At 56.5% G+C, this 10,659-nt stretch carries 13 protein-coding genes; 9 read left to right on the top strand and 4 right to left on the bottom strand.

Annotated elements, in window-relative coordinates:
- Positions 1 to 1,204: aconitase family protein (locus ACIQ36_RS14190; RefSeq protein ID WP_395830381.1), on the top strand; the 1,204-nt coding region annotated here is incomplete at its 5' end.
- 73 nt (positions 1,205 to 1,277) lie between these two features.
- Here ACIQ36_RS14190 and ACIQ36_RS14185 read toward each other — a convergent pair.
- The gene (locus tag ACIQ36_RS14185; protein ID WP_395830379.1) at positions 1,278 to 2,165 is read right to left on the bottom strand and encodes a DUF2971 domain-containing protein; all 888 of its coding nucleotides are present in this window, start codon (positions 2,163 to 2,165) and stop codon (positions 1,278 to 1,280) included.
- A gap of 35 nt (positions 2,166 to 2,200) precedes the next feature.
- Positions 2,201 to 2,455 (bottom strand): type II toxin-antitoxin system VapB family antitoxin, encoded by a 255-nt coding sequence (locus ACIQ36_RS14180; RefSeq protein ID WP_395830377.1) that lies wholly within the window; start codon positions 2,453 to 2,455, stop codon positions 2,201 to 2,203.
- A 64-nt stretch (positions 2,456 to 2,519) separates the two neighbouring features.
- Here ACIQ36_RS14180 and ACIQ36_RS14175 point away from each other — a divergent pair, with 64 nt between their 5' ends.
- Positions 2,520 to 2,978 carry a CreA family protein gene (locus ACIQ36_RS14175; RefSeq protein ID WP_395830375.1) on the top strand — a complete coding sequence of 153 codons (459 nt, stop codon included), beginning with the start codon at positions 2,520 to 2,522 and terminating at the stop codon, positions 2,976 to 2,978.
- Here ACIQ36_RS14175 and ACIQ36_RS14170 read toward each other — a convergent pair.
- A complete protein-coding gene (locus tag ACIQ36_RS14170; protein ID WP_395830373.1) occupies positions 2,975 to 5,374 on the bottom strand; it encodes an ATP-binding protein in 2,400 nt (799 codons plus the stop codon). The two genes, ACIQ36_RS14175 and ACIQ36_RS14170, sit on opposite strands and share 4 nt — an antisense overlap.
- Positions 5,375 to 5,523: 149 nt before the next feature.
- On the opposite strand from ACIQ36_RS14170, the gene msrA reads away from it, so the two are divergent.
- Positions 5,524 to 6,132, top strand: coding sequence for a peptide-methionine (S)-S-oxide reductase MsrA (gene msrA, locus ACIQ36_RS14165; protein ID WP_395830371.1), 609 nt, complete (start codon positions 5,524 to 5,526; stop codon positions 6,130 to 6,132).
- On the opposite strand, the gene ACIQ36_RS14160 is transcribed toward msrA, so the two are convergent.
- Positions 6,129 to 6,422 (bottom strand): hypothetical protein, encoded by a 294-nt coding sequence (locus ACIQ36_RS14160; RefSeq protein ID WP_395830369.1) that lies wholly within the window; start codon positions 6,420 to 6,422, stop codon positions 6,129 to 6,131. The two genes, msrA and ACIQ36_RS14160, sit on opposite strands and share 4 nt — an antisense overlap.
- Before the next feature lie 516 nt (positions 6,423 to 6,938).
- On the opposite strand from ACIQ36_RS14160, the gene ACIQ36_RS14155 reads away from it, so the two are divergent.
- The 6 genes from ACIQ36_RS14155 (at position 6,939) to ACIQ36_RS14130 (ending at position 10,195) form a co-directional block, all read left to right on the top strand.
- The gene (locus tag ACIQ36_RS14155) at positions 6,939 to 7,298 is read left to right on the top strand and encodes a PRC-barrel domain-containing protein (protein ID WP_395830367.1); all 360 of its coding nucleotides are present in this window, start codon (positions 6,939 to 6,941) and stop codon (positions 7,296 to 7,298) included.
- Between the two features lie 181 nt (positions 7,299 to 7,479).
- Positions 7,480 to 7,632: a DUF3309 family protein gene (locus tag ACIQ36_RS14150; protein ID WP_395830383.1), complete on the top strand. Its 153-nt coding sequence runs from the start codon at positions 7,480 to 7,482 to the stop codon at positions 7,630 to 7,632.
- A gap of 59 nt (positions 7,633 to 7,691) precedes the next feature.
- Positions 7,692 to 7,847, top strand: coding sequence for an entericidin A/B family lipoprotein (locus ACIQ36_RS14145; RefSeq protein ID WP_395830365.1), 156 nt, complete (start codon positions 7,692 to 7,694; stop codon positions 7,845 to 7,847).
- Between the two features lie 271 nt (positions 7,848 to 8,118).
- A complete protein-coding gene (locus ACIQ36_RS14140) occupies positions 8,119 to 9,351 on the top strand; it encodes a tyrosine-type recombinase/integrase (RefSeq protein ID WP_395830363.1) in 1,233 nt (410 codons plus the stop codon).
- 185 nt (positions 9,352 to 9,536) lie between these two features.
- Positions 9,537 to 9,743, top strand: coding sequence for a helix-turn-helix transcriptional regulator (locus ACIQ36_RS14135; RefSeq protein ID WP_395830361.1), 207 nt, complete (start codon positions 9,537 to 9,539; stop codon positions 9,741 to 9,743).
- A complete protein-coding gene (locus ACIQ36_RS14130; protein ID WP_395830359.1) occupies positions 9,740 to 10,195 on the top strand; it encodes a hypothetical protein in 456 nt (151 codons plus the stop codon). Before ACIQ36_RS14135 ends, ACIQ36_RS14130 begins: the two co-directional genes overlap by 4 nt.
- Positions 10,196 to 10,659: the final 464 nt, after the last annotated feature.

The following is a 10,659-nucleotide window of genomic DNA, read 5'->3' as shown; positions in this document are numbered from 1 at the left end:
CTTCAATCTGGTTGGCTATGGCTGCACCACTTGCATCGGCAACTCCGGCCCGCTGGCCGATCCGATTGCCGCCGCGGTGGAAAAGGGCGATCTCACCGTCGCCGCCGTTCTGTCGGGCAACCGCAATTTCGAAGGCCGCATCAGCCCGCACGTGAAGGCGAACTACCTCGCCTCGCCGCCGCTGGTTGTCGCCTATGCGCTTGCGGGCACGATGACGGTGAATGTCGCAACCGATCCGCTCGGCACGGGCAAGGACGGGCAGCCGGTCTTCTTGAAGGATATTTGGCCGTCGAACGCCGAAATTCAGGCGGCGCTCGAAGCCAGCCTGACCTCGGAAATGTTCAAATCGCGTTACGGCAACGTCTTCCACGGGCCGGACGAATGGCGCGCCATCGAAACCACCACGGGCGAAACCTATGTGTGGGACGGCGGCAGTACCTATGTGCAGAACCCGCCCTATTTCGTTGGCATGGCCAAGGAGCCCGGCGCAGTATCGGATATCCGTAAGGCGCGTCCGCTGGCGATCTTGGGCGATTCGATCACGACCGACCATATCTCCCCAGCCGGGTCGATTAAGAAAGACAGCCCCGGCGGTGCCTATCTGCTGGAACATCAGGTCCGCCCGATCGACTTCAACAGCTACGGCGCGCGTCGCGGTAATCATGAAGTCATGATGCGCGGCACCTTCGCCAATATCCGCCTGAAGAACGAAATGGCCCCCGGCACCAGCGGCGGCGTGACGGTTTTCCAGCCGACGGGCGAGCCGATGTTCATCTACGACGCGGCGCAAAAGTATAAGGCCGAAGGCACGCCGCTGGTTATCGTCGCCGGTAAGGAATATGGCACGGGCTCCAGCCGCGATTGGGCGGCCAAGGGCACGCTGCTGTTGGGCGTGAAGGCCGTTATCGCCGAAAGCTTCGAGCGGATTCATCGCTCGAATCTGGTCGGCATGGGCATTCTGCCGCTCCAGTTTAAAGACGGTATGACCCGCCAGACCCTCGGCCTCGATGGTACGGAAGTCTTCGACATTTCCGGCGTCGAAGCGGGCCTGAAGCCGCGCCAAGACCTGACCGTCACCCTCACCCGCGCCAATGGCACGGTAGAAGTGATCCAGGTGCTGAGCCGCATCGATACGCTCGATGAGGTCGAATATTACCGCCACGGCGGGATTCTGCCGTATGTGCTGCGGAGCCTCGCTTCGTAAGCAAATAGGCTAAAGCGTTTGGGAAGCGGCTCGCCTGAAAGGGCGGGCCGTTTTTCTTATGCAATCAGAAAAATCAATTGGCTTCGTCTATGGGTGTAAAAGCCGATAGAATATCTCTAGTGTCCTGTGCGCTCGTTGGCGGGTACCGAGTTATCTCCTCAGGATCAAAAACTTCTTTCTCTAACCCATATGATTTTTTATCTAATTGCATCTTGAAATATTTTATTGCCCCCCGCCTTCCTTGCAATAACCTAACTATTATCTCGACGTTAACTGGTTCGCAACGAAATCCAAATATTATTTCCGCTATTTCAATATTTTTTATTACTGTTTCTGGTGCTCCGATCAATCTCCATTCTTTTTCATAGCCCCATTCTTGAGATTTTGTGCCAAGTGCTTTTTTTGTAATAAGACGGGCTGCCTCTTTATCTCCATCTAATTTTTTTATTAAATCTGTTGCTTTTATTTCTCTGTTATCACAATATTCGACTTTCCAAAAATTTTCCTTATATTCCTCTGGTATCGAGTATCCGATACAAATACCCTTATGCTCATCTCCATAATGCCCCCACAATAGAGGGCAATTATATTTTTCTGATACCGAAAACACTCCTTTTGTTTCGTTTATCCTCATTTTTCTTTCTATATAATTCTTAAGAATTAATGTATAAATTTCATCACTATTAAGTCCATCTGTATTATATTCATCATCAACAAGTTCATGGCTTTCTTGTCTTAATTTTTCTATTTTTTCTAAATTTTTAGTATCGTTATCCGTTGAATCAAATTTCATCAATAATTTTTCAGCCTCTCTCAAGCTTAAGTCCATTTGAAGAGAAGGCATCGCTTCAAAAGGGTCATTGAGTGTATTTGGGTGTGCGACAAAAATCTCCTCTTTTAAAAGGCTAATTAATAGCCTTTCACTAAATTTTCTGTATTTATAGTAAATTTTTTTTGTCATGATACATTACAACCTTTCCTTGGTTTTTTTGAATGTTACTCGTACAGCGAGTCCCGCCACTCTTTCGTAACGGGCAGACCGTTTTCAGGGGCGCCCTTTGCCCGGAGGGCTCTGGTAAACGCCAACACACTTTCCACATAGTCCGAATGCTGCTCCTGCTGAACGGGGGTTTCCCGCGCCGCCTCATGCCGAAGCGCTTGGCGGATCACCTCAGTCTTGCTGATACCGTGGCGACGGGCCAATTCTTCCGTCAACCGTTCGACTTCGGGATCTGTTACGGAAAGCGGCATTCTTGCCATCCTTTGCGGCTATACCGAGGGTTGCTCAGGTTTTAACGTATGGAGTCCACCCGTTATGGTCAAGTTCACCGCCCTCGCCCTGGCTTTGCTGCTCCCCGGCGTGGCCTTCGCCCAAACCCGCATCGGCGAAGTCTCGACCACGTTCCGCTTCGTCGGCCCGAACGATAAGGTTCTGGTCGAGCGCTATGACGATCCGAAGGTGGATGGTGTCGCCTGTTACGTCTCCCGCGCCGATACGGGCGGTCTTTCCGGCGCGGTGGGGCTCGCGGAAGACCCGAGCCGGTTTTCCATCGCCTGCCGGGCGGTCGGCCCGATTCAAATTCGCGGCGAGATCGATAAGGGCAAGAAGGGGGAGGAAGTGTTCACCGAGCGCACCTCCTTCATCTTCAAATCCATGCGCGTTACCCGCTTTTTCGACACGCAAAAGCAGGTGCTGGTCTATCTGGTGTGGTCAACCAAGCTGATCGACGGCTCGCCCTATAATGCCGTTTCGGTGGTGCCGCTTCAGCCCTAAGCCGCGAGCGCGGCATGGGCGGCGGCGGCCAGCAGAGGAAGATCGTCTTCCGCCTCCTGCACTAGCCGGTCGATCAAGGGCAGGGCCTCGGCGCGGTTCCCGGCAAGGCAGGCGGTGGCGAGGCGGCGGGCGTGGTGATGCAGCCGCGTGAGGGCAAAGTTCCCGAACAGCGAGATAAGCTGATGGGCGGGCGCGTGAATCTCCCGCACGTCCGGGCCATCGCGGAGCCGCTCTAAATCCACCAGCCGGTCGGTAACGGCGACCATGACGCTATCGATCAGATCGGTCAGCGCCTCGCGGCCGACGGTATCAACCAACTCACTAAACCGGCGATGGTCGAAGCGCTCCTGTTCCGGCTCTATCACGGTGACTTTAGCCGCTTCCGGCGGTTTCTCCGGCTTTTCGGCCCAGCGCTGGAGGGTATGCAGCAGTTTTTCCCGGTCGATGGGTTTGGCCAGCGTATCGTTCATACCGGCGGCAAGATGGGTTTGGCGGGATTCGTCCAGCGCGTCGGCGGTGAGCGCGATGATCGGCATGCGCGCCCAGGGCTGGTTACTGGCGCGGATAAGGCGCGTGGCCTGAAGCCCGTCCATCTCCGGCATGTGAATATCCATCAGCACTAAATCGAAACTATGCTCTTCCAGCGCCTCCAGCGCCCCGCGCCCGGACGCGACGCAGAAAACCGCGTGCCCGGCCTTGCGCAGCAGGGCAATCACGACGCGCTGAATGATCTCATTATCTTCGGCCAGCAAAATCGTGAGCGGTCGGTTTAGATCGAAAGTCGCCGAAGGCTGCGCCGCTTGCTTGGCCAAAGCTGCCAGCGCCGCTTCCGACAGGCGCGGGAGCGGCAGGGCGACGGTGAAAATACTCCCTTCGCCCGGCGCGCTGGAGAGGCTGACATACCCGCCCATAAGCTGCGCCAGTTCCCGCGTAATCGCGAGCCCCAGGCCGGTGCCGCCAAAGCGGCGGGTAATCGATTGATCCGATTGCGTAAAGCGGTCGAAAATCAGCCCCTGCTGTTCCAGCGGAATGCCAATGCCCGTATCGCGCACTTCAAGGACGAGGTGCACGCTGTCGGGGTCCGCCGTGCTTTCGGTTAGGGCTTCGGTATACCCGCAGAGGGTGATTTCCCCAGCCGGGGTGAATTTCACCGCATTGCCAACCAGATTAACAAGGATCTGCCGCAACCGTGTGGGGTCGCCCTGATAGACGGACTCCAACGACGCATCGGTTTGGAGCCGCAGCGCCACCCCCCGTTCGGCGACGCGCGGGGCGAACATGGAAACAATGGAGCGCAGGAGTTCACTGGGGCGAAACGGCACCGATTCGAGCGTAACGCGCCCGGCTTCGAGCTTGGTGATGTCGAGAACATCATCAATGATACCCAGCAGCGCGGTGGCCGATTGGTGGGCGGTTTCGGCATAGTCAACCGCTTCGGCAGGCAGTTGCACCGTGCGCAATAGGCCGAGCATGCCCAAGACGCCATTCATCGGCGTGCGGATTTCGTGGCTCATGGTGGCGAGAAACGCCGATTTGGCGGCGCTGGCGGCTTCAGCCGTCTGCCGAGCCTCGCGCAACTCGTGCACCAGCCGGTCGAGATCGGCATTGCTCTTTTCAAGGGCTTTCGCCGTGCTGATATCGAGCCACAGGGTTTGCAGATAGCCGTCGAACAGCACGCGCTCGCGCAACTCCACCCAACCGCCATCAGCTTTACGCAGTTGCAGCGGGCGCGCGAGCGGCGTGCGGATGGGGAAGGGCCGGTTCAAAAGCCGCGCCATGGTTTCGGCCTCATGGGCGGCCAGAGTGGTTTCGGCATAGGCGCGCAGGTGATCGAAATAGGTCGTGCCCGGATGAAACAGATCGACGGCGCGGGGAAAAATATCGCCCATAATGCGATTGGCTTTTTCGAAATGCCCATCGGCATCGAACAGGACGACGCCGCGATCGGTGCCTTCCATAAACAAATCGGTATTCGATTTGCTGTGTTGTCGGGTCACATCCTGCCAGGTCTTCAAACAAGAACCGTCCGAGAACCAGTAAATCCGGCTGTTCAACCAACGGCCATTGCGTTTTTGAAACAGGGATGACTCGCGCATCATGCGATGACGTTCGATTCCAGCCGCGACGGTTTCTTCAAACAACTTGGGATCGGTGATCTCGGCGTTGGTGCGGAAATAATTTTGCATATTTTCGAGATACGACCAGCCCCGGCGCAACAGACCCTCGTGTTCGGGAAAAAACGCCTCGTAGCAGCTGTTCCAGCCCATTATGTTTTCGGCAGGATCGATCAGACAGGCCGCAGTTTCCATTGAATCCAGCAATGCCCCGACGAAGGGAATATCGCTATCCTCCTGCTGGGCGAATAGGCTAGGCGGGGGCGAAAAAGCAGCAGACATGGCGTCCCGAACCGGCAGAATAATTAACCGAAATACTACACTAAGTTAGCTTCAAAAACGGCAGGGAAAATCAGCATGGCCCCCGCCGCCTTTACGGACAGCGGGCATGCCCCCATGTAAACTGCGTTCCCGATTTTGGAGTCCCGTCCATGCCGCTGCTCATCGATCCATGGTCTTTACCCGACCCCGACCAAGATTTACCCACCGACGCGGGTGCGGCGCGCACCGCAATCTTTGGCGGGGGCTGCTTCTGGTGTACCGAGGCGGTCTACACGGCCGTGGCAGGGGTGCTTGAAGTGCGCCCCGGTTATGCCGGGGATAGTTCGATAACGGCCGACTACCGCACCGTTTGCACGGGGCGCACCAATCACGCCGAGGTGATCGAAATCACGTATGATCCGGCGCACGTCACCTATGGGCAACTGTTGAAGCTGTTTTTCGGCGTGGCCCATGATCCGACCCAGAAGGACCGGCAGGGGGCGGATGTTGGACGGCAGTATCGCTCGGTGATTTTCTATGCGACGCCGGAAGAACAGGCCGTAGCCCGCGCCTATATGCGGCAGTTGGATGCAGCTAAGATTTATTCCGGCCCGATCATGACCGCGCTGGAGCCGCTCACAGCCTTCTACGTGGCCGAGCCGGAGCATCACGCCTATGCCGCCCGCAACCCCGGAAACCCCTATATCGCCGGGGTTTCCGCGCCGAAGGTGAAGAAGCTGAAGCAGTATTTCTCCCACTGGCTCAAAGCCGGGGGCTAAGGCGGCGTATCGACATCGCCGGTCACGTCCACGTGCGCGGCGCTGCTGGCGGCGGGGAGGTTTTTTTCGGAAAAGTGAAGCGCCAAGAGCCGACCATCGTCGGTCATTAGCCGAACATCCTTACGCCCGAAGATTTCTTCGAGCGCAAGGGGCGGCAGTTCGATTTCGCCGCTGCTGGTGGTATTGTTCGGCGGTTGGAAAAAACGATCAAACCGATAGGATGCGCGGCCGACCGTTTTACCATTGCAGGTAATGGTTCCAGTTCCCGACAGCGACCCCAGATATTTCATTGTTTTTCGCCAGGGCTGTTCTTTCATTTTTTCTTGGCGGGAGTAAGGGGCTCTAGCGAGCCTTTGCTCATGAACGACGCGGGTGCGGCGGCTGTTACCGTTTTGGTCGCTTTTGGCTTTTTGGCTTCACGACTATTTCGCTTTTGAGATTTGGCCATAGGGGAGTCTCTCCTCATGCACTTAAAAAATGGGGCTCATAACGCTAGCGCTGCAAGGACGGTGTGGGGAGGCTCGGAAACTACTCAGGCTTAACGCAAAATCGGCATTGCGCCGATCCTAACCCGCGTTCACGGGACGAGAGTATGAATGCCGTTCCCCAATTTATTAGACTAATTTTGCACGCAATTAGTGAATGAGTATTTTCCGAGTCTACTCTAAAAATAAATTATATTATATATTTCTGGGCATCTCCGAAAAAGATGATTTTATATATCAATCCATTCGCTGTAATCAGCGTCTGGGAGGGATAATAATATCATCTTGAGAGATGCTTTAAATCCTTTGAAAGGAAGTTCTATGTCCAATCCCATTTCCGGTCCGATCGAAGTCGCCACCTTTGCCGGGCCGACGCTTATTCTTACGGCCATTGCCCCCACCCGCCTGACCAGCGGCCATCGCGCCTCGAAACTCATCGGCAGCACGGTGGTCAATGAGCTTGATGCGACGATTGGGACGGTAGACGATCTGATTGTCTCACCTAGCGAAAAATCGGCGTTTGCGGTGCTCTCGATCGGCGGTTTCCTTGGCATTGGGGCCAAATATGCGGTGGTGCCGCTGAGCAGCTTGGAAGTTCAGAAAACCAATACGCATCTGCTGCTGCGCGGGGCGACGGAAGAATCGCTGAAGAATCTGCCGGACTATAGCTACGCCGCCTGATCGGAGGGGGAGGGGGCCTAGGGGGGGCTCCCTCTGCCATTTGCCGACGGCTCGCGAAATGATTTTTCCAATCGCCAATATATGTATGGAACTAAATAAACTCTAGAGCGTTTACTCTGAACCCATGTGAACGAGAAATGTTGTGATGGGTTCACTTTCGCAATAGGGGGTTATTATGAGTATTGGTCTGATTTTGCTCATCATTTTGGTGTTGATGTTGATCGGAGCGCTTCCCCGTTGGCCCCATAGCAATAGTTGGGGTTATTACCCGAGCGGCGGTTTGGGTATCGTTCTTATTATTGTGATTATTCTCGTTGTGACCGGGCGAGTTTAGCAGAGCGCGCGCGCCCATATCACACGGTTTAACGCCCGCCTTTTTGGAAGGATCACATCATGACCCAAGCAAAACCCAGCATAATCTTGCTGTTTATCACGCTGCTCGCCGGTACAGCGTTTCTCACCGCCTGCAACACGGTTTCCGGGGCCGGGCAGGATATTCAGCAAGGTGGGAAAGCCATTGAAAAAAGCGCCGATAAACACGCCCCATAATATACGAGCGACGACAACAGCAGTTTTCTGACTTGCTCAACGGGTCATGCAAACCGCATGATCTCATGGCGCGCCCGGAAGGACTTGAACCTCCAACCCCCAGATTCGTAGTCTGAGGACGGCGGTTGCACCGACTTTCTGTCTATGACGAACTATCATATTTTTCATGGACTTATATCATGCCCCGTTGCACGTTGTTCCTTGGGAATGCGGCTATGGTGGAACCCCGGTGGAACCTCGTGAGGGTCCAGGTTCCACCGAAGGGGGCAAAATGGCGGGCGCGAAACTGACCAAACGGCGGCTGGATGAGTGGGCCACCGCCGGGACTGAAGAAGCCATTTGGGACGGCGAGTTGAAGGGCTTTGGAGCTTTGCGCCGGGCGGGCGGAAGCATCAGCTTTGTCTTCACCTATCGCGCCCCGCCCGGCGGGCGCGCCGCGCCAAAGCGTAAGATGATCCTGGGGCGTTACTCCGAAGGTTTCACGCTAGATATGGCGCGGACCAAGGCGCGGGAAGCGATGGGCGAGATTGCTAAAGGCATCGACCCAGCCCTAACCAAGCGGGAACAGCGCGAGGGCCTGTCCAAAAGCGATAGCGTGGCGGCGGCGGTGGCGCGCTATGTCGAAAAATACGCAAAGCCCAATCAAAAAAGCTGGCGGGAAACCGAGCGTATCCTGCTGAAGGATGTTGTGCCGCATTTGGGCGATAAGCGGATAAGCGCCACCACCAAGGGCGATGTGGTTCGGATGCTAGATAAGCTGGAGCAAACCGGGCCTGTCCGGGCACGCCATGCCCTCGCTTGGACGCGGGGGCTTTTCTCGTGGCTAAAGCAACGAGGCGAAATGGAGGCGAACCCCTGCGAAGGCTTGTCCCTGCCACCGCCAACGGCGCGGGAGCGTGTCCTAAGCGACGGCGAGATTGTAGCGGTGTTGCGCGGTGCGGCTAAGGTCGGCTGGCCGTGGGGAAGCTTTGCCCGTGTCTTGCTGCTCACCGGGCAGCGGCGCGGCGAGATTGCCGGGCTGCGATGGGATGAAGTGAGCGAGGGCAATTTGTGTTTGCCTGCCGAGCGGACCAAGAATGGGCGCGCCCATACCATTCCTCTGCCTACAGCGGTGGCGGACCTGCTGGCGGCTGCCCCCCGTTACGCGGATTCGCCCTTTGTCTTCACGACGATTGGAACCGCCCCGATCTCCGGCTTTTCAAAGGGAAAAGTGGTGCTGGATAAGGCCGTGACCGACCTGAAAGGCGCGCCGCTGGAGAATTGGACTTGGCACGATCTACGCCGAACCGCCGCGAGCGGTATGGCGGGGCTGGGCATCGCTCCCCACACGATTGAACGCCTGCTGCATCACGAGATGAGCGGCCTTTCCCGCGTTGCCACCGTCTACAACCGCCACTCCTATTTGCCCGAAATGGCGGCTGCGCTTGCCCTTTGGCAAGCTGAACTTGCGCGACTGGAAAACGGGGCGGAATTGCCGGGGAATGTCGTGCCCATCCGTGCGTAGCGGGGGGTTGCACCACGTAAGAACTACCGCTAAACAAAAAAGGTCTCACCGCAGCCCCTCAGCGGGGCACCAAGGCAGGGCCAAGGAAACGCGGGACAGGCGGCAGGGCCGTTGACGTTCACCTGAAATTTGAACGTCCGCCGGATGCGAAACCGCATTCGCGGCTCATAAAGGCCGTCATCATCATGACCGATTCCCCTATTCGCTTTGTCGATACGAAGCGGGCCGCCGAGATTCTGGGCGTCTCAAAATCCTACCTCGACCATGCCCGGATTGCGGGCGGTGGCCCGAAGTATCGGAAGTTTGGCCGAGTTGTGCGCTATGCCGTGTCTGATTTGACCGACTGGGCCAATCAGCAGGCGCGGGTTTCCACGGCTCCCGATGCGCAATGAGCCGCGCGCATCGGAGGGTCCGCGCGGACGGGCGTTCTTCGGACAAGCCAACGCCCGGCGCGAAAAAATCCTGGCAGCCGGAACCGCCGTTTGCCCTTTTTCCGCACAAGCTGATTAAGCACCTGATCGACTGCCGTCTTTCGGCGAATGCCTATCAGGTTTTGATGTTTCTCTGCTTCGAACACCTGAGTCATGGTGGCTATGAAAACGCCAACTTGTTTGCGACCTATGACCAACTGAAAGCGGCAGGCATTCGGCGTAGCTCAATCCGAACGGCATTCATTGCCTTGGAAGAGGCTGGTCTCGTGCGGCGAACGGATGGCGGCGCGATGCGGGACGCGGCGCAATACGAAGTCACCTTTCTCCCCACAGCCGACCCTGAAACCAAATATCAGCTTCCCCCTAAGGATAGCTGGAAATTCATCGCCCGGCGGAAGGGGGACGCGGCTTAAAAATCCGCTTTTCTGGTCCCGAAACTGTACCCAACCTGGGCGCATTTTTGGGACCAGAGAGCGATTGCAGAATTTTGCCCGAAGGACACCCTTTATAGGGTCATTTCAGAAAATCACGCCAGGAAAACAGGGGCTTGCACAAAACGGCGCGAGAAAGAGGGTAGAAGGAATTTGCCTAACAATTGGGCATGTTCCCCCGGAATCTGGTCCCGAAAACGAGACTCCTTCTTATATCTTGGCGGGAGGGGGGGGACGGCGCGCGCCGTTCATTCCTCATTGCGTCACACAGAGCGGACAAAACACCCTCCCCCTAGACGTGCCCTCATTTTCAGAGTGACAGGCGGGAATTTCGCCCTAAAGTCGCGCCGCGCGCTGGTTTTGGGTGCTAACGTGGCGCGTCGCAGGGCGATTGGACGAGGAGACCGACGAGAATGACGGAACTGAATTTCAGGGGTAAGGAATTC

Origin of the sequence: Elstera sp. (genome assembly GCF_044372965.1) — a bacterium.
Classification (GTDB): Bacteria; Pseudomonadota; Alphaproteobacteria; order Elsterales; family Elsteraceae; genus Elstera.
This window is presented reverse-complemented; position numbering and strand designations above follow the sequence as displayed.

What these genes read in the sequence shown, in the direction of transcription:
- ACIQ36_RS14130 (WP_395830359.1), top strand. Translation starts at nt 9,740, where the DNA reads ATGAGCCGCGCGCATCGGAGGGTCCGCGCGGACGGGCGTTCTTCGGAC.
- ACIQ36_RS14180 (WP_395830377.1), bottom strand. Translation starts at nt 2,455, where the DNA reads ATGCCGCTTTCCGTAACAGATCCCGAAGTCGAACGGTTGACGGAAGAA.
- ACIQ36_RS14175 (WP_395830375.1), top strand. Translation starts at nt 2,520, where the DNA reads ATGGTCAAGTTCACCGCCCTCGCCCTGGCTTTGCTGCTCCCCGGCGTG.
- ACIQ36_RS14185 (WP_395830379.1), bottom strand. Translation starts at nt 2,165, where the DNA reads ATGACAAAAAAAATTTACTATAAATACAGAAAATTTAGTGAAAGGCTA.
- ACIQ36_RS14170 (WP_395830373.1), bottom strand. Translation starts at nt 5,374, where the DNA reads ATGTCTGCTGCTTTTTCGCCCCCGCCTAGCCTATTCGCCCAGCAGGAG.
- ACIQ36_RS14155 (WP_395830367.1), top strand. Translation starts at nt 6,939, where the DNA reads ATGTCCAATCCCATTTCCGGTCCGATCGAAGTCGCCACCTTTGCCGGG.
- ACIQ36_RS14140 (WP_395830363.1), top strand. Translation starts at nt 8,119, where the DNA reads ATGGCGGGCGCGAAACTGACCAAACGGCGGCTGGATGAGTGGGCCACC.
- ACIQ36_RS14145 (WP_395830365.1), top strand. Translation starts at nt 7,692, where the DNA reads ATGACCCAAGCAAAACCCAGCATAATCTTGCTGTTTATCACGCTGCTC.
- ACIQ36_RS14135 (WP_395830361.1), top strand. Translation starts at nt 9,537, where the DNA reads ATGACCGATTCCCCTATTCGCTTTGTCGATACGAAGCGGGCCGCCGAG.
- msrA (WP_395830371.1), top strand. Translation starts at nt 5,524, where the DNA reads ATGCCGCTGCTCATCGATCCATGGTCTTTACCCGACCCCGACCAAGAT.
- ACIQ36_RS14160 (WP_395830369.1), bottom strand. Translation starts at nt 6,422, where the DNA reads ATGAAATATCTGGGGTCGCTGTCGGGAACTGGAACCATTACCTGCAAT.